This is a genomic window from Dactylosporangium sp. NPDC005572 (assembly GCF_040605515.1).
Lineage (GTDB): Bacteria > Actinomycetota > Actinomycetes > Mycobacteriales > Micromonosporaceae > Dactylosporangium.
On sequence record NZ_JBEXCY010000004.1, the window covers coordinates 26,741 to 42,951 of the forward strand.

Sequence of the window (16,211 nt, forward strand, 5' to 3'; positions counted from 1 at the left end):
CCTCCGGTAGGGGCCGCCGCCAAGGGGGAGGCGGCGGCCCCGGTCAAACGGTCAGCCGAGGATGTCGGTCCCGGCCTTCTGGGTGCTGGAGACGACCTCGTCCACCTGCTTGTTGCCCTTGGCGAGGCCCTGGATACCGTCGTTGAACGTGTCGATCGCGGTCGAGAAGCCGGGGACGAACACCGACTTCTTCGCGTAGTCACCGCCGGCGACGAACGCCTTGAGCTCAGGCTTGTCGGCCAGCCACTTGTCGGCCAGCGACTTGCGCGACGGCATCACCGGGAACTCCTTGGTGACCGCGAACTGCTCGTCGGGCGAGGTGAGCCACTTGACGAAGTCGGTCGCGGCGGCCTTGTTCTTCGACGCCTTGGCCACGCCGTAGCAGACCGAGAACGACATCGTGCCCTTGCCCTTCGGCCCGGCCGGCAGCTCGGCGACCGAGTACTTCACGTTGGGGAAGTCGTTCTTCATCGCCCCGACGATCCAGTTACCCTCGATGGTCATCGACGTCAGGCCCTTGCCGAACGCCTCGCCGCCCCACCCGGCGCCGACCGACGCCGGCGTGCCGAAGTTGCCGTTCTTGTGGTTGTCGGTGACGTACTGCAGGGCCGTCTTCATCTCGGCCGAGTCCATCGTCATCTTGGTGATGTCGTCGTTGGTCGGCCACGCGCCGGCCTGCGCCATGAACACACCCCAGCGGTAGAACTCCGGGGCGATGACGAGTCCGGGGTGGCCCGGCTTCGTGAGGGCCTTCGCCGCGGCGGCCAGCTCGTCCCAGGTCTTGGGCGGCTGGACGCCGGCGGCGGTGAAGTCGGCGGTGTTGTACACCAACTGCAGCGTGGAGAAGTCCTTCGGCGCGCAGTAGTACGTTCCCTTGTAGGTGAACGACTGCTTGAGCGTGTCGTAGAAGTCGCCCGGGTTCTCGACCTTGTCGCCGATCGGCTCGAGCGCGCCGTTCTTGCCCAGGTCGGGCAGCTTGTTGTCGTTGACGTAGAAGACGTCCGGCGGCTCGCCGCCGGCCAGCGCCGTCGTGAGCGCCGTGTCGTACTCCGGCAACACTTTCAGCTCGACGGTGTTGCGGCCGAGCTTGTTGTAGTCCTCGACGGCCTTTCGCAGTACCGCATCCTCGGCCGGGGACGAGGAGAACGCGAACATCGTCAGTTTGGCGCCGGTGTCGGTGCCCTCGGTGCCGGAGCCGTCGTCGCCGCAGGCGGCGAGGCCGACCAATAGCAACGCGGCGGCGAGCAGGCGGGGTGTCCGTTTCATGAGGTCGCTCCCAGGGGGTCGGAGAGGTTTCAGTGCAGTGCGCTGGACGCCCGGACGATCAGTTCGGGCGGCAACAGCTGGTTGGTGGGTTCGTCGCCGAGTTGGTCAGGAGCCGAAGGCCCCGGCCGGGTGGGGAAATAGGCGAGGAGAGCCCGGATCATGGCGTGGCCGACGGCCTCGATGGGCTGGCGGACGCTCGACAGGTCGAGCGCGGCGGCCGTCGGGGTGTCGTCGAAGCCGACCACCGCAAGGCGCGCGCCGCGGCGCTGCACGACGCGCAGCACCCCCGCGGCGAGCGTGTCGGTGGCGGCGACGACGGCGGTGGGTGGGGTGGGGTGGTCCAGGAGGGCCTCGCCCAGCCGGGCCCCGGTGGCGAGCGAGTCCTCGCCCCGAAGGTCGAGGTTGCGGGAGCCGTCGAGCAGGCCGTGCTTGTCGAGGGCGGTGCGCCAGCCCTCGGCCCGCCGGTCGCCGACGGCCGCGCCCTCGGGGTAGCCGACGAACGCGATCCGCCGGTGCCCTCGGGTCACCAGGTGCTCGACGGCGGCGGCGGTGCCGGCGGCGTTGTCGATGTCGACCCAGGGGTGGGCCGAGTCGGCTCCCGTGCGGCCGAACGCGGCGAACGGGATGCGCAGTTGCCGCAGCCCGGGCGGGCGCGGGTCGTCGGTCGAGATGCCGTAGAGGACGACGCCGTCGATCGCGCCGGCCCGGTGCAGGGCCTGGACGTTGGCGACCTCGTCCTCGGGGTCGTTGGCGGTGAACAGCAGCAGGTGGTGGTCCGCCGCCCGGCCGGCCTCGGCCAGCGCGTGCAGGAACCGGTCGTGGATGCTGGCGAGGGACTGCGGGTGCATCGGCTCGATGCGATAGCCGATCATGCGGGAGGTGGATGCACGCAGCGACTGCGCGACCCGGTTGGGCCGGTACCCGAGCTGGTCGATGGCCGCCTCGACGCGCAGCCGCGTCTCGGGGCGCACGCGCTCGGGCGCGTTGAGCACGTTGGAGACGGTCTGCCGGGAGACCCCGGCGGCCCGGGCCACGTCCTCGACGGTCGGCGGGTGCACATTCCCTCCTAAATGCCGTAAGGTGCCGAGTTGAACGTTCAAATCTTGCGATGGCATTAGCCCTTTTGAACGTTCAACATGGATGACCGGACAGTCTCACCCGCCCACCGGCTTGTCAAGAGGAACCGACATGGCGCAGCCCTACCTGCACGATCACGTGACGTGTGTCGCCGCCCCGGCAACCTGGTTGTCAGGGCCGTCCGGGCAGCTCACCGGCGGTGCCGACGGGCTCTACGTCAACGACCGCAGGGTGCTCTCGCGGCTCGTGGTGACCGTCGACGGGCGGCCACCCGTGCCGGTGACCGCGCGGAGGACGGGTGCGTCGTCGGCGGTCTTCGCGGCGGTACTGCGGGAGCTGGGCGACGACGGCCCCGACCCGACGGTCACGCTGACCCGGCGGCGCCTGGTCGAGCCCAACGGCGGCACCGAGACGATCACCCTCGCCAACGCCTCCCACCAGACGCTGACCGTGTCGCTGGAGGTCGAGGCGTCGACCGACTACGCGAGCATGGGCGCGGTCAAGGACGGCGTCGCCGCCGCGATCGAAGATGGGATGTCGGTCTCGTTCGAGTCGGAGCCGGCGTCGCCCGACTTCCGGTGGCAGGTCACGATCGCGCCGCGAGAGAGCTGGTCCGTCGAGCTGCGGTTCACCCGCACCGACGGGCCGGCGGTCGCGCGGAGCAAGCGGTTCAGCACGCTGCGGGTCAGCGCCGACGACCGCCGCCTCGACGCGCTCGTGCGGGCCGGCGTGCAGGACCTCGACGCGCTGCGGCGCACCGACGGTGCGGACGTGTACTACACCGCGGGCAGCCCGTGGTACCTCACCCTCTTCGGCCGCGACTCGCTCTGGTCGGCCCGGCTCGGCCTGCCGCTAGGCCACGACGTCGCGGCCGGCACGCTGCGGGCGCTCGCCAAGCGGCAGGGCGTCCGGCACGACCCGGACACCGACGAGGAGCCCGGCAAGATCCTGCACGAGGTCCGCCCGCCCGACGCCACCTACTTCCTGCCGCCGGTGTACTACGGCACCGTCGACGCGACCGCGCTCTTCGTCAGCACCCTCGCCGACGCGTACCGCTGGGGCATGCCCCGCACTGCCGTCGAGGCGTTGCTGGACAACGTCGAGCGGGGGATGGAGTGGCTGGCCGGCCACGACGGCTTCATCGCCTACCAGTCGAGCGCCAAGGGCCTGACCAACCACGGCTGGAAGGACTCCGGCGACGGCGTCCAGCACGCCGACGGGCGGCTGGCGACCGGTCCGCTGGCACTGAGCGAGGTCCAGGCGTACGCGTACCGGGCCGCCGTCGACGCCGCCTGGCTGCTGGAGTCGTTCGGCCGCGAAGGGGGCGGCCGCTGGCGCGCGTGGGCGGCCGACCTCGCCGAGCGGTTCCGGGCCGCGTTCTGGTGCCCCGGCGGCTATCCGGCGATCGCGCTCGACGGCACCGGGCAGCAGGTCGACAGCATCGCCTCCAACATGGGGCACCTGCTGGGCACCGGCCTGCTCTCCACGGCCGAGAGCGCCGCCGTCGCCGAGCGGCTGGCCGAGCTGCGCTCGCCGTTCGGGATCCGGACCGTCGCGCCGTCGTCGGCCGGGTACAACGCCCTCTCGTACCATCTCGGCTCGGTCTGGCCGCACGACACCGCGATCGCGCTGCTCGGCCTCGCACGCGACGGCCACGCCGGCGAGGCGGCGGCGGTGATCCGCGCGCTCCTCGACGCCGGTGAGCGCTTCGACTTCCGGCTGCCGGAGCTGTACGGCGGGGACGACCTGCCGACGCCGTACCCGGCCTCGTGCCGCCCGCAGGCGTGGGCCGCGGCGGCCGGGCCGGCGATCCTGACAGCGCTGCTCGGCCTGGACGCCGACGTGCCGGGCGGGCGGATCACCTTCGACCCGCTGACCCCGTCGCCGGTCGGCGCGTTCCGGGTGCGCGGCCTGAAGATCGGCGACGGCGAGCTGGACGTGAGCGTGACCGCGGCCGGCGCCCTCACGGTCCACAATGGACCCGTCGGCGTCGTGTTCCTGATGGCCGACGGGTCGCCGGCGGTCATTGCCCGTGCCGCTACTTCGGAGGCGTGAGGCGGTAGACGGTACCGCTGCCGTCGTCACTGACGAGGAGCGACCCGTCGCGGTCGATCGCGGCGTCCACCGGGCGGCCCCACCACTTGCCGTCCGGCTCGACGAACCCGGTCACCAGGTCGGTCGCGGCGCCCGGGCTGCCGTCGCTGAAGGGGATGTACTGCACCTTGTAGCCGGCCGGCCTGGTGCTGTTCCACGAACCGTGCAGCGGCACCACCGCCCCGTCCTTGTAGAACGTCAGGCCGAGCGGTGCGCTGTGCGGGGCGAGGCCGAGCGCGATCGGGTCGGCCTTGGCGCAGTCGGCCCGCTGGCCGTCGCGGTTCAGTTCGTAGTCGCGGTCGAAGCCGCCCTTGCCGTCCGGGTTGCAGAACGGCCAGCCGTAGAAGCCGCCGTCGCGCACCTTGATGAACGGCTCGACCGGGTAGTCGTCGACGAACTGCGCCATCTTCCTGCCCTTGTCCGACTGGCCGTCGCCGTCGACGTCGCGGTCGTCGGGCACCGGCGTGTTGTCGCGGTTGTTCACGACGGCCCACAGCTCGTCGGTGCCCGGCCGGAACGCGAGGCCCTCGGCGTTACGGATGCCGGTGGCCAGCAGCTTGCGCTCGGCGTTGGTGCCCGCGGCGGCGTACGTGTAGATGGCGGCGCGCCGCGGGTCGCTGACCGTGTCGGCCACGCACGCGTTGCAGGTGCTGGCGATCGAGAGGTACAGCCGGTCTCCGTGCACGGCGATGTTCTTCAGCTGGTGCGAGTAGGCGCCGCGCAGCTCGGGCGTGCTGCTGTCGGGCAGACCGTCGACGACGACCTGGCCGGGCCGGGCCTTCAGGTCGCCGTCGGTGTACGGGTAGCGCAGCACCCGGTGCGACTCGGCGACGAAGAGGTACGTCCTGCCGCCGACGTCGGCGAACACCATGTCGTGGGGCTGGCGCAGGCCGCCGGTGAACTCGGTGACCTTGCCGGCTCGGACGACGTGGATCTTTCCGGCCGACGGCTGCGACACGAGCAGGTCGCCGCTCGGTGTCAGGGCCAGGAAGCGGGCCTTGGTGATCCGCGCGTACACGGCGACCGTCCAGCCGGCGGGCACGGCGAGGTGCCGTGTCTCGTCGAACGGTGCCTCGTTCAGACCGGTCGGCACCTGGACCTGCGTCCTGGTCAGCGGGCCGGTCCCCGGGCTGTTTGTCGGGCTTCCCGGCCGGCCGGTCGCCTGCTCCTGCCCTTGATCGCCGTGATCGCTGTCCGTGCAGGCGGCGAGCGCGATCGCGCTTGCGAGGACGGCGGCCCAGAGCTTGCGCATGGTGGTGACGCTACCCCCTCGCTGTCCCGGTTCGCGGTGCCGTCGTGCTGGTGGCGGCCGGTCGCCTCGCGGGGCCTCTAGACTGGGCCGCGTGCTGCCGGCCCTCGACCAGTCCACGTGGGCGGCCCGCCGGGCCGCTCACGAGGCGCGCGTCGACGCCTGGATCGAGCCCCACCTGGCCCGCCGGCGCCGGGGCGAGAAGCATCCCGTCGAGGACTTCCTGTTCACCTACTACTCGTACCGGCCGGCCCAGCTGCGCCGCTGGTTCCCCGGCGGCGTGCTGGACGACCGGCGTCGCCCCGCCGCCGAGTGGATCCGGGACCTGCTGGCCGCCACCGCGTCCCGACCGGCGCACCTCGGCTGCTTCGGGCTGCACGAGTGGGCCATGGTCTACCGGCAGACCCAGGAGCAGGTGCGACACAACGCCTGGCCGCTGCGGCTCGGCGCCGCCGGCACCGACGCCGTGGTCGAGGGGGCGCGCATCCGGTGCAGCCACTTCGACGCGTTCCGCTTCTACACCGAGCCCGCCCGGCCGCTGAACCTGCTCCAGCCGACCCGCGAGGCCCAGCACGCGCTCGAGCAGCCCGGCTGCCTGCACGCGAACATGGATCTCTACAAGCACGCGTACAAGCTGGCCCCGCTCGTGCCGGCCGAGCTCGTCGCCGACTGCTTCGAGCTGGCCCGCGACATCCGCACGCTCGACATGCAGGCCTCGCCGTACGATCTCGCCCCGCTCGGCTACGAGCCGGTGCGGATCGAGACGCCGGAGGGCCGGGCCCGCTACGTCGAGGCTCAGCGCGCCTTCGCCGACCGCGCGGCGCCGCTGCGGGCCCGGCTGTCGGCGGAGTGCGAACGCTTGCTCTCCGGCCCTTGACACACCCGGGCGCCCTAGGATCTTGTCGACCCCTGAGCCCTGCGGAACGGAGGCGGACGGGATGAGCGAGGTTCGGCGGCGGCTGCGGCCGCTGCTGGGATTGTGGGACGTAGAGACGACCGTCGGCGGCGTCGTGACCAGCAAGGGCTGGACGAGCTTCGCGTGGGCCGACGACGGCGAGTTCCTCATCCAGCGCGCCGACGGCGGCCCACCCGGCGAGGACGTGCCCCAGGAGTGGCTCGACAGCACCCCGTTCCCGACCGTCTCGGTGATCGGCTACGACGACGCCGCGGACCGGTTCACGCAGCTGTACTCCGACGCGCGGGGCGCCTTCCGCGTCTACAACATGACCCTGGTCGAGCACGAGTGGCGGATCTGGCGCGCGGCGGAGGGCCTCCACCAGCGCTTCACGGGCACCATCAGCCCGAACGGGTACCGGATCGTCGCCCACTGGGAGAAGTCCAAGGACGGCCGCACCTGGCTGCGCGACTTCGACATGACCTACGAACGGCCCCGCTGAGCCGGGTCACAGGTTCTCTCACCGGCGTCACAGCACGCCCGCCCTACCTTCCCCTGGCAGGCACACCAAGGGGAAGGACCAGTCATGATCGAGGCAGTCGGCCTCACGAAACGGTACGGCGACCGGGTCGCCGTCGACCGGCTCTCGTTCACGGTGCGGCCCGGTCAGGTCACCGGGTTCCTCGGTCCGAACGGCGCGGGCAAGTCCACGACCATGCGCATGATCGTCGGCCTGGACACCCCGACCGCCGGCCGGGTCACGGTCAACGGCCGGCCGTTCGCGGCGCTGGACACTCCGATGCGGGAGGTCGGCGCGCTGCTCGACGCCAAGGCGATCCACGGCGGCCGCAGCGCGTACCACCACCTCCTCTGCCTCGCGCAGACCAACAACCTGCCGCGGCGGCGGGTCGACGAGGTGCTGGAGACCGTCGGGCTCACGCAGGTCGCGCGCAAGCGGTCCAAGGGCTTCTCGCTGGGCATGGGCCAGCGGCTCGGCATCGCGGCCGCCCTGCTCGGCGACCCGCGCATCCTGATGTTCGACGAGCCGGTCAACGGGCTCGACCCCGAGGGCATCCTGTGGATCCGCAACCTCATGAAGTCGCTGGCCGCCGAGGGCCGCACCGTCCTCGTCTCCAGCCACCTCATGTCGGAGATGGAGCACACCGCCGACCACCTGCTCGTCATCGGCCGCGGCCGGATGATCGCCGACTGCACGGTCCGCGAGTTCATCGAGCGCAACTCGGCGCTGGCCCTGCGGGTCCGCGCGTCGGCCCCGTCCACGCTGGCCGCCGTCGTGGCGCAGGCCGGCGGCAAGACCACGACGTCGTCGGACGGAGCCCTGCTCGTGACCGAGCTGCCCGCCGAGCGCGTCGGGGACCTGGCCTTCGAGCACGGGATCCGGCTGTACGAACTGTCGCCCCTCCAGGCCTCGCTGGAGCAGGCCTTCATGGAACTGACCCGCGACAGCGTCGAGTACCAGGCCGCACCACTGGGGGAGTCGTCATGACGGTCATCGCACGGGCCGGCCTGCCCGGCATGGTCCGCTCGGAGTGGACCAAACTGCGGACGGTCCGCTCGACCGTCTGGTCGCTGGTGGCGATGGCCGGCATCTCGCTGGGCCTCATGTCGATGATCGCGTGGAGCGTCATGCGCCAGTGGGACTCCGCCGACCCGGGCACGCAGGAGGTCCTGCGGCAGTACCCGCTGGAGCTGGTGATCGCCCGCCCGGTGTACATCAGCCAGCTCGTGATCGCCGTCCTGGGCGTGCTGGTCATCTCGGCCGAGTACACCACCGGCATGATCCGCTCCACGCTCCAGTCCCAGCCGCGCCGCCTGACCGTCCTGGCCGCGAAGGTGGGCGTGTTCACCGCCCTGATGCTGGTCGTCGGCGAGCTGCTGTCCTTCGCCGCCTTCTTCCTGGGCCGCGCGATCCTGTCCCCGCACGTGGAACTGTCCCTCTCCGCTCCGGGTGTCCTCCGCTCGGTGATCGGCGCCGGCCTGTTCATGGCCGTGCTGGGCCTGTTCTCGCTGGCGGTGGGCGCGATCGTCCGCTACACGGCGGGCGCGATCACGGCGGTCCTGGGCCTGATCCTGATCGTGTCCAACCTGACCAGTCTCCTGCCCGGCTCCTGGGGCGCCCACGTGAACGCCTGGATGCCGACGAACGCGGGCCAGCTGATCTTCCAGCCGACGGTCTCCGCGGACGCGCTGCTGACCCCGTGGCAGGGCCTGGCGGTCTTCGCCGGCTGGACGGCGCTCCTGCTGGCCACGGCGTCCTACCTGTTCAAGCACCGGGACGCCTGACGACGCTCGGTGACGGGCGGTCGACGTCAGGCGCCGATGACGTTGACCGCCCGGGCCACCACCAACAGGACCGTCACCAGGGAGATCAGGGACTCGGTCAGCATCGCCAGCTTGGCCCACGTCGACATCGGCATGGTGTCCGTGGGGCTGAAGGCCGTGGCGTTCGTGAAGGACAGGTACAGGTAGTCGACGAACGTCGGCTCCCAGTCCCGCTTCGCCAGGTCCGGGACCTGCATCTGGATGAACAGGAAGTCCGGGTGCGGCGAGCGGGCGTCGGCGCGCGCTGCGGGGCCGCCCCGGTCGGCCTCCCAGAACCACAGGGCGAAGACGATCACGTTCGTCAGCCAGATCGCGCCGCCCCACAGCAGGAGGTGCTCCGACGGGAGGCCGTCGTGGCCGAACAGCGCCCGCACCAACCGCGCCACCGACAGCGCCGTCACCAGGGTCAGCACCCCCACCAGGCCCAGGCTCAGCGGGCGCAGGACTCGGGTCTCGCGGTTGATGCGCAGCGGGTTCACCGCCACCACGGTCAGCAACAGCAGGCTCTCCAGCGCGGGCAGCAGCCAGCGCGGGCGAGGGGCCAGGTCGGGCGGGAGGACCATGTGGATCGCGATCGCCACGGCGATGGCCAGGGCCGCCGGCCAGCGCTGCTCGGCCTCCGTGCGGCGCAGCCAGCCGGGAAGCTCGGAGGGCGGCAGGTCACTCACGTCAGCCAACCGTAGACGTGCCAGCCCACGCCCGCCAGGCCGGCGACGGCCAGGGCCGCCAGGTAGGTCAGGACCAGGCGGGTGTCGCGCAGCACGCACTTCGAGCGGGTCAGGCCGCGGCGGCGGGCGCGGAGGTAGCCGGAGAAGCCCAGCACCGCGAAGCCCAGGACCGCCAGCGGGCCCAGCAGCCAGGCCAGCGCCGCGATCGTCGCGTAGACGCACAGGCGCAGCGGGTCGTACGGCTGCGGGTCAGCCATGGCGTGGAAGGCGCTGGACCGACAGCAGGGGCCACGCCTGTACCGCGCAGAACGGCGCGCACTGGTCCTGCGCCGACGCGCTGCGGGTGGCCACGTGGACGCAGCACTGCAGGAGCCGCTCCTCGATCATCGTGTGCATGTCCATGAACGGCTTCACCGTGATGCGCTTGACCCGCTCGCCGAGCATCTTGCGCAGCCGGTTGCGGCCGCCCGGCAGCGACGACGACACGAGCGTCGTCAGGGTGGAGATGCCGAGGTCGCAGTTCTCGCAGATGTCCCGCCACAGGTTGCCGACGTCGGGGTGGGACAGCGACGACTGCTCCGACAGCAGCCCCAGCAGCGAGTCCTTGACCGCGGTGCGCAGCGCGGCGGGGAGCTGGACGTCGGCGATCCGGTTGGCCACCAGCTCCGGCGCCAGGTCGAGGAACGACAGCAGGCGGTCGTGGCCGATGAGCTCGGTCATCGACCGCCACTGGCCGGCGTCGTCGCGCAGGAGGTACCCCACCGAGCAGCAGTGCGGGTGCGAGCACGGCAGCGCCGTCAGGTCGCGCCAGGTGACCAGGTCGCCCGTCTGCGGGCCGAGCCGGGCCAGCACGCCGGTGTGGGTCAGCCGGTCCATCGGGTCGATCGGGCCCGAACGACCCGAGCCGAACTGCGGCTGGAGGGAGACCCCGCCGACGTAGGGCGTGTCGAGCGCCCGCTTCACGACCGCGCCGATCTCGTCGTCGTTGACGCCGAGCGCGCAGGTCATGGTGAGGGTGGTGAAGATGCCGCGGGCGGAGAGCCGGTCGACCGCCTGCTCCTTGAGCCGGCGCAGGTCGGCGCCGCGGTGGTGCCGGGAGGCGCGCTCGGTGACGCCGTCGTACTGGAGGTAGACCTCCACCCGCTCGCGGTGCGCCGTGAGGAGGTCGAGCAGCGCGTCGTCGCGGGCGATCCGCACCCCGTTGGTGTTGACCAGGATCCGCACCACGTTGCGCTCCGAGACCTCACGCAGGAGCTCCGGGAGGTGGGGGTACAGCGTGGGCTCGCCGCCGGAGAGCATCAGCACGTCGATGCGGCCGTTCTCCCGGGACAGCTTGGTGTCGACGCTCGCCAGCACGTCGGCCAGCGGTACGACACCTTCGACGGCCGGCGACGAGTCCGTGAAGCAGGTGGGGCACTTCAGGTTGCAGCTGTCGGTCAGGTCGGCCAGCAGGATGCAGGTGTGCTGGGTCTGCATCTCCGGCAGCCCGTGCAGGTACGCCGCGGGCACCGGCGCGAAGTTGCCGGCCAGATCGGGCACGTGCGTCTTGGTCGGCGCCGTCCACTGCTCGAGGTAGCGCAGGATCTCCGGGCTCTCGTCGTAGAGCGTGCGGACGAGCCCGTGCGCAGGGCAGCCGCGCTCGAGCCAGATCCGCCCGTCGCGCTCGGCGAGCCAGCCCGACAGCCGCTGGACCGTCTCCAGTGGACGGTCGGGGCGCTCGTCGTGACAGTGCGGGCAGAAGGCGTTGACATAGCGGTGGATGCGGTCCCCGCGCAGGGGCATGCCCGTGTCGGTGCTCATAGCGTTCCCGTCTGGCTGTTGACGATGGCGATGCAGACGCCGATCCCGGCGATCGGAAAGACCAGCACGCTCACCGCCCAGCCGATGATGAGGCCGAGCCCGATCCCGCGGTCCTTCTGGACGATCCAGATGATGCCGAAGGTGAGGCAGGCCAGGAAGAGCAGGATCTGCAGCAGGATCTCGGCGTAGACCCCGAGCAGGGCGTTCTCGCCGTTGCCGGACTGGGCGAAGAGGAACGTGAGCAGCACACCGAGCCCGATGACCAGGACCTGGCCGAGCGCGGCCAGCCCGATGCCGGCGAACACCTTCTTGCCGCGGATCGGCCGCTCAGGACCGAACGGCGGTGGCGGCGGTGGCGGAACCGTCCAGCCGTTCATGCGCCCTCCGCTCCGCTCCGGCCGCACGAACTCCACCCTGAGCCCATGATGAGCGGCCTCCTCCGCTTCGCTCCGGAACCCCTCATGTAGTGACACCTTCCGCACGTTGGGAGCGCCAGGCCAGCCGGGCCGCGAGCAGCGGCAGGCAGGCCAGCAGGAACAGCTGCGAGCGGGTCAGGCCCGCCCAGACGACCTCGTTGCCGCGGACGAACTCCACCCCGAAGCGGAACGCGGCGTAGCCGGCGAGGTACAGCGTGAACAGGCGGCCCGGCGTGGTGATCCGCTTGCGCAGCGCGAGCAGCGCGGCGAAGGCGGCCGCGTGGAAGAGGATCTCGTAGGCGAAGGACGGATGCAGGGGTACACCTGCCGGAACATGCATCGCGGCGGCCTGCTCCGCGTCCAGCGTCACGCCCCAGGGCAGGCCCGTGGGTGTGCCCGGCGGCTCGGCGAAGAAACAGCCCAGCCGCCCCACCGCCATGCCGAGCGCGACGGCCGGGGCGAAGAGGTCGCCGGTCCTGTACGGGTAGCCGGCGAGCCGCTTGGCCACGAGCGCGCCCACGTAGGCGCCGACGAGGCCCGACAGGATGCTGCGGTTGCCGTACGCCCACTGCTCGAGCAGCGACGCGTTGTCCCGCGGGTCGAGGTGCTGCGCCCACGTGCCGAGCCGGGCGAAGAGTGCGCCGCCGGCGAGCGCGCCGGCCAGCACGTACCAGAGCCGCTCGTCCTGCGCCTGGCGCCGGCGGACCTCCCACAGGAAGACCAGGGCGGCGACCCCGATGCCGAGGGCCACGAACACGTCGTGGGTCAGGATCGCCACCGGACCGAACCGCGCGATCACCGGGTGCACGGCTGCCGAGCCTAATGTGTCAGTCCCGTGGATTTCCCGGAAAGGCATCGAGACGACAGCGACGGGCTGGACGCCGCCGTCTACCCTGACGGGATGGTCAGCACCGAGGAAACGCTGCCCCTCGCTCCCCCGTCGGCGCCGCGCCGCCGTCGCCGGTGGCTGACGGTCCTGGTGTGGCTGATGGTCGTGCCGTTCGTGATCTGGACGACCGCCCGGCTGCTGGGGCTCGAGAGCGGCTTTCCCACGGTCCAGCTGATCGCATTCACCCCGTATGTCGCGGTCGCGTCGCTCGTTCCGCTGGCCATCGCGATCCTCACCAAGCGCATCTGGCCGGCCGTGATCGTCGCGGTCGCCACGATCGCGCTCGCCGCCTGCGTCCTGCCACGCATGATCGCCGACAGTGACCCGGGGACCGAGGACGGGCCGTCGCTGCGGGTCATGACGGTCAACATGCTCATGGGCCGGGCCGACCCGGTGCGGATCGTCAACCTGATCCGCGAGCACGAGGTCGACCTGCTGGCGCTGCAGGAGTTCACGGACGAGGCCGAGGGCGCCCTGCGCCGGGCCGGTCTCGAGAGCGTGCTGCCCAACACGGTGTCGTATCCGCTGCCCGGCGTGGGCGGGTCGGCCGTTTACAGCCGGTTCGAGGTGACCGACAAGGGCTACCGGAAGTTCAGCCCGCCGTTCGGCCAGGCCCAGGCGAGCGTCAGGGTGCCCGGGGCCAAGGATCTCTACGTGGAGTCGGTGCATCCGTGCGCCCCGGCGCCCAGCACCGACCGCGACGAGTGCTTCGTGGCGGATCTCGCGGCGCAGCCGGCCGCCACTCCCGACGGCCCGACGGTGAACGTCCTGCTGGGTGACTTCAACTCGACGATCGACCATGAGGCGTTCCGCGGGGTGCTCGCCAAGGGGTACCGCGACGCCGCCGACGTGGTGGGCGCCGGATGTGTCGGTTCGTGGCCGTACGACGACCGCTGGTTCATCCCCGCCGTGCAGCTCGACCACGTGGTGGCGGACAAGCGGGTGGGCGTGCGAAAAGTGTCGACCCACCAGGTCCCCGGCAGCGACCACAAGGCCGTTTACGCGGAACTGGTCCTGCCGAAAGCCTAGGCACAACCCGCCGATCGGGCCGAAATCGGACCGAAGAGATCACTTCGGCGTACCTCCGCCTATACGCGGTTCGTTGGCCGGGAGTACCTTCACGTACGGATCGGGCGGAGCGCCCGGACATGGACCACGTTGGAGCAGATGGGTGACACGAACGTTCCGCGGCCTCGCGGTCGCCTTCGTCATCCCGCTTGTCCTGGGCATCGCGGCATGCTCGGACAGCAAGTCGGACGACGCGAGCGACGAGTCGGCGAGCGACCGTCCGACGGTTGAGGTGACGGCGCAACCCCAGGACGCCGCCTCGGCCCAGGTCACCGCCGAGCAGTTGTTCGACAACCTCAGCGAGGGCGACTGGGCGGGCGCCTACGACCTGTGGACGGATGCCGCCAAGACGTCGATCGCCAAGGACGCCTACATCGACCTGGTGGCGACGTGCACGGCGCAGCAGGGCGAGTACATGGTGACCGGGGTGACCCCGGTCGACGACGCGACCGCCACGATCAAGTGGTCGCACACGCCGACCGGATCGACCGCGGCCCCGCTGAACGGCACGAGCACGGTGCGCTACCAGAACGGTGCGTGGCGGTTCGAGCCTGACGCGGCGTCGTTGGCGGCCTACAAACAGAACAAGTGCCCGTAGCGATGTGAGTGCGAGAAGGGCCGCCCCCGCCCGGGGCGGCCCTTCTGCTTGCTACACCCGCACCTGGTGCGCGATGCCGTAGCTGAGCGCGTCGACGAGCGCCTGCCAGCTCGCCTCCACCACGTTCTCGTGGACGCCGACGGTGGTCCAGTCCTCGCCGGCCGACCGGGTCTCGACCAGCACCCGCGTGATCGCGCCGGTGCCGTGGCTGCCCTCCAGGATGCGGACCTTGTAGTCGGCCAGCTCGAACCGGGCCAGCTCGGGGTAGTGCCTGGCCAGCGCGACCCGCAGCGCCTCGTCGAGGGCGTTGACGGGGCCGTTGCCCTCGGCGGTGGCGATGACGCGCTCGCCGCGCACGCGGACCTTCACGGTGGCCTCGGAGACGACGGCGCCGTCCTCGCGGTGTTCGACGATCACGCGGTACGACTCCAGGGCGAACGGCCGGGGCAGCGCGCCCTCGGCGAGCTCAGTGCGGACCAGCAACTCGAAGGAGGCGTCGGCGGCCTCGAACGACCAGCCGCGGGCCTCCAGCTCCTTGACCCGGTTGGTGACCCGGGTCAGCGCCTCCGGATGGCCGGCCAGGTCGACGCCGAGCTCGCGAGCCTTGAGCTCGATGCTGGCCCGGCCGGCCATCTCGGTGACCAGGATCCGCATGTCGTTGCCCACGACGACCGGGTCGATGTGGTTGTAGAGCACGGGATCCACTTTGATCGCGCTCGCGTGCAGGCCCGCCTTGTGAGCGAACGCTGACGACCCGACGTAGGCCTGGTGGGTGTCGGGTGCGATGTTGGCGATCTCGGCGATGGAGTGCGAGACGCGCACCATCTGCTCGATGCAGCCGTCCGGTAGGACGGGCAGGCCGAGCTTGAGCTGGAGGTTGCCGACGACGGCGAAGAGGTCGGCGTTGCCGGGGCGCTCGCCGTAGCCGTTCGCGGTGCACTGGAAGTGCGGCACGCCGGCCTCGACGGCGGCGACGGTGTTGGCGACCGCGCAGGACGTGTCGTTCTGGCAGTGAATGCCGAGCCGGGCGACGGCCTCCTCGGGCGTGATGCCGAGCGCCACCGCGAGGCGCTCGCGGACCTCGCCGACCGTGCGGGTGATCAGCGACGGCAGCATCCCGCCGTTCGTGTCGCACATGACGGCGGCCTCGGCGCCGGCCTCCAGGGCGGCCAGGGCGACGCTCGTCGTGTACTGCGGGTCGAAGCGGTACCCGTCGAAGAAGTGCTCGCAGTCGAGGAAGACGCGGCGGCCCTCGCTCACGAAGTACGCCACGGTGTCGCGGACCATCGCCAGGTTCTCCTCGGCGGTGGTGCGCAGCGCCCGCTCGACGTGGCGCAGGTCGGACTTCGCGACCAGGGTCACGGCCGGCGTCTCGGCGTCGAGCAGCGCGCGGACCTGCGGGTCGTCCTGCACCCGGACGCCGGCCTTGCGGGTCGCGCCGAACGCGACGAAGACGGCGTGTCTCAGGTTGAGCTCGGTGCGCGCCCTGCGGAAGAACTCGGTGTCCTTCGGCATGGCCCCCGGCCACCCGCCCTCGATGAACCCGACGCCGAACTCGTCCAGCAGCCGTGCGACGGCCAGCTTGTCGACCACCGAGTAGCTGATCGCCTCACGCTGAGCCCCATCGCGCAGCGTCGTGTCGTACACCTGCATGGTCGTCTCCTCGTACCTGATTCTGGTCGGGGCCGATCGGCTCTGGACCCGACCTACCGGCGTCCTGGCGGAAGTCTTGGGTCGGCTTTACCTGGGCCAACAAAAAGACCCCTCGCAAATGCGAGAGGTCTGCGCGGCCAGCGGGGTGGATGCTGGGCGCGCTAAGGGCCAATAATGAGCCGAGTCACGTTGGGT

General features: G+C 71.3%; 16 protein-coding genes. 7 read left to right on the plus strand and 9 right to left on the minus strand.

Going from position 1 to position 16,211, the window contains the following annotated elements; genetic code table 11:
* Nucleotides 1-51 precede the first annotated feature (51 nt).
* Together ABZS66_RS03265 and ABZS66_RS03270 are read right to left on the minus strand one after the other, a co-directional pair.
* On the minus strand, nucleotides 52-1,266 hold the full coding sequence (locus ABZS66_RS03265) for an extracellular solute-binding protein (RefSeq protein ID WP_354754634.1): 1,215 nt from the start codon (nucleotides 1,264-1,266) through the stop codon (nucleotides 52-54).
* Nucleotides 1,267-1,295: 29 nt separating this feature from the next.
* Entirely contained in the window at nucleotides 1,296-2,324 is a 1,029-nt protein-coding gene (locus ABZS66_RS03270) for a LacI family DNA-binding transcriptional regulator (RefSeq protein ID WP_354754635.1), read from the minus strand.
* 130 nt (nucleotides 2,325-2,454) lie between these two features.
* Here ABZS66_RS03270 and ABZS66_RS03275 point away from each other — a divergent pair, with 130 nt between their 5' ends.
* Nucleotides 2,455-4,398 carry a glycogen debranching N-terminal domain-containing protein gene (locus ABZS66_RS03275; RefSeq protein WP_354754637.1) on the plus strand — a complete coding sequence of 648 codons (1,944 nt, stop codon included), beginning with the start codon at nucleotides 2,455-2,457 and terminating at the stop codon, nucleotides 4,396-4,398.
* On the opposite strand, the gene ABZS66_RS03280 is transcribed toward ABZS66_RS03275, so the two are convergent.
* On the minus strand, nucleotides 4,382-5,689 hold the full coding sequence (locus ABZS66_RS03280; RefSeq protein WP_354754639.1) for a gluconolaconase: 1,308 nt from the start codon (nucleotides 5,687-5,689) through the stop codon (nucleotides 4,382-4,384). The genes ABZS66_RS03275 and ABZS66_RS03280 overlap by 17 nt on opposite strands.
* Before the next feature lie 82 nt (nucleotides 5,690-5,771).
* Here ABZS66_RS03280 and ABZS66_RS03285 point away from each other — a divergent pair, with 82 nt between their 5' ends.
* The 4 genes from ABZS66_RS03285 (at nucleotide 5,772) to ABZS66_RS03300 (ending at nucleotide 8,885) form a co-directional block, all read left to right on the plus strand.
* Complete coding sequence (locus ABZS66_RS03285; RefSeq protein WP_354754845.1) at nucleotides 5,772-6,563, plus strand: 3-methyladenine DNA glycosylase; 792 nt, start codon at nucleotides 5,772-5,774, stop codon at nucleotides 6,561-6,563.
* A gap of 61 nt (nucleotides 6,564-6,624) precedes the next feature.
* A complete protein-coding gene (locus ABZS66_RS03290) occupies nucleotides 6,625-7,083 on the plus strand; it encodes a hypothetical protein (RefSeq protein WP_354754640.1) in 459 nt (152 codons plus the stop codon).
* 84 nt (nucleotides 7,084-7,167) lie between these two features.
* The gene (locus ABZS66_RS03295; RefSeq protein WP_354754642.1) at nucleotides 7,168-8,088 is read left to right on the plus strand and encodes an ATP-binding cassette domain-containing protein; all 921 of its coding nucleotides are present in this window, start codon (nucleotides 7,168-7,170) and stop codon (nucleotides 8,086-8,088) included.
* Nucleotides 8,085-8,885 (plus strand): ABC transporter permease, encoded by an 801-nt coding sequence (locus ABZS66_RS03300; protein ID WP_354754643.1) that lies wholly within the window; start codon nucleotides 8,085-8,087, stop codon nucleotides 8,883-8,885. The genes ABZS66_RS03295 and ABZS66_RS03300 overlap by 4 nt, the downstream gene beginning before the upstream one ends.
* Before the next feature lie 26 nt (nucleotides 8,886-8,911).
* Here the strand turns inward: ABZS66_RS03300 and ABZS66_RS03305 are convergent, their stop codons facing one another.
* From ABZS66_RS03305 to ABZS66_RS03325, 5 genes are all read right to left on the minus strand, one after another.
* The gene (locus tag ABZS66_RS03305; RefSeq protein ID WP_354754645.1) at nucleotides 8,912-9,592 is read right to left on the minus strand and encodes a hypothetical protein; all 681 of its coding nucleotides are present in this window, start codon (nucleotides 9,590-9,592) and stop codon (nucleotides 8,912-8,914) included.
* A complete protein-coding gene (locus ABZS66_RS03310) occupies nucleotides 9,589-9,849 on the minus strand; it encodes a hypothetical protein (RefSeq protein ID WP_354754646.1) in 261 nt (86 codons plus the stop codon). Before ABZS66_RS03310 ends, ABZS66_RS03305 begins: the two co-directional genes overlap by 4 nt.
* A complete protein-coding gene (locus tag ABZS66_RS03315) occupies nucleotides 9,842-11,392 on the minus strand; it encodes a radical SAM protein (protein ID WP_354754647.1) in 1,551 nt (516 codons plus the stop codon). Before ABZS66_RS03315 ends, ABZS66_RS03310 begins: the two co-directional genes overlap by 8 nt.
* Nucleotides 11,389-11,769, minus strand: coding sequence for a hypothetical protein (locus ABZS66_RS03320; protein ID WP_354754649.1), 381 nt, complete (start codon nucleotides 11,767-11,769; stop codon nucleotides 11,389-11,391). Before ABZS66_RS03320 ends, ABZS66_RS03315 begins: the two co-directional genes overlap by 4 nt.
* 82 nt (nucleotides 11,770-11,851) lie before the next feature.
* The gene (locus tag ABZS66_RS03325; RefSeq protein ID WP_354754651.1) at nucleotides 11,852-12,616 is read right to left on the minus strand and encodes a prolipoprotein diacylglyceryl transferase family protein; all 765 of its coding nucleotides are present in this window, start codon (nucleotides 12,614-12,616) and stop codon (nucleotides 11,852-11,854) included.
* A 93-nt stretch (nucleotides 12,617-12,709) separates the two neighbouring features.
* Here ABZS66_RS03325 and ABZS66_RS03330 point away from each other — a divergent pair, with 93 nt between their 5' ends.
* Nucleotides 12,710-13,726 (plus strand): endonuclease/exonuclease/phosphatase family protein, encoded by a 1,017-nt coding sequence (locus tag ABZS66_RS03330; RefSeq protein WP_354754652.1) that lies wholly within the window; start codon nucleotides 12,710-12,712, stop codon nucleotides 13,724-13,726.
* A gap of 142 nt (nucleotides 13,727-13,868) precedes the next feature.
* Nucleotides 13,869-14,363 (plus strand): hypothetical protein, encoded by a 495-nt coding sequence (locus tag ABZS66_RS03335; protein WP_354754653.1) that lies wholly within the window; start codon nucleotides 13,869-13,871, stop codon nucleotides 14,361-14,363.
* A 51-nt stretch (nucleotides 14,364-14,414) separates the two neighbouring features.
* On the opposite strand, the gene cimA is transcribed toward ABZS66_RS03335, so the two are convergent.
* Nucleotides 14,415-16,016 (minus strand): citramalate synthase, encoded by a 1,602-nt coding sequence (cimA, locus tag ABZS66_RS03340; protein WP_354754654.1) that lies wholly within the window; start codon nucleotides 16,014-16,016, stop codon nucleotides 14,415-14,417.
* Between the last annotated feature and the right edge of the window lie 195 nt (nucleotides 16,017-16,211).

Excerpts from the sequence above, each read along its gene's own strand:
- ABZS66_RS03265 (WP_354754634.1), bottom strand. The coding sequence starts at position 1,266 with ATGAAACGGACACCCCGCCTGCTCGCCGCCGCGTTGCTATTGGTCGGC.
- ABZS66_RS03275 (WP_354754637.1), top strand. The coding sequence starts at position 2,455 with ATGGCGCAGCCCTACCTGCACGATCACGTGACGTGTGTCGCCGCCCCG.
- ABZS66_RS03280 (WP_354754639.1), bottom strand. The coding sequence starts at position 5,689 with ATGCGCAAGCTCTGGGCCGCCGTCCTCGCAAGCGCGATCGCGCTCGCC.
- ABZS66_RS03290 (WP_354754640.1), top strand. The coding sequence starts at position 6,625 with ATGAGCGAGGTTCGGCGGCGGCTGCGGCCGCTGCTGGGATTGTGGGAC.
- ABZS66_RS03295 (WP_354754642.1), top strand. The coding sequence starts at position 7,168 with ATGATCGAGGCAGTCGGCCTCACGAAACGGTACGGCGACCGGGTCGCC.
- ABZS66_RS03300 (WP_354754643.1), top strand. The coding sequence starts at position 8,085 with ATGACGGTCATCGCACGGGCCGGCCTGCCCGGCATGGTCCGCTCGGAG.
- ABZS66_RS03310 (WP_354754646.1), bottom strand. The coding sequence starts at position 9,849 with ATGGCTGACCCGCAGCCGTACGACCCGCTGCGCCTGTGCGTCTACGCG.
- ABZS66_RS03315 (WP_354754647.1), bottom strand. The coding sequence starts at position 11,392 with ATGAGCACCGACACGGGCATGCCCCTGCGCGGGGACCGCATCCACCGC.
- ABZS66_RS03320 (WP_354754649.1), bottom strand. The coding sequence starts at position 11,769 with ATGAACGGCTGGACGGTTCCGCCACCGCCGCCACCGCCGTTCGGTCCT.
- ABZS66_RS03330 (WP_354754652.1), top strand. The coding sequence starts at position 12,710 with ATGGTCAGCACCGAGGAAACGCTGCCCCTCGCTCCCCCGTCGGCGCCG.
- cimA (WP_354754654.1), bottom strand. The coding sequence starts at position 16,016 with ATGCAGGTGTACGACACGACGCTGCGCGATGGGGCTCAGCGTGAGGCG.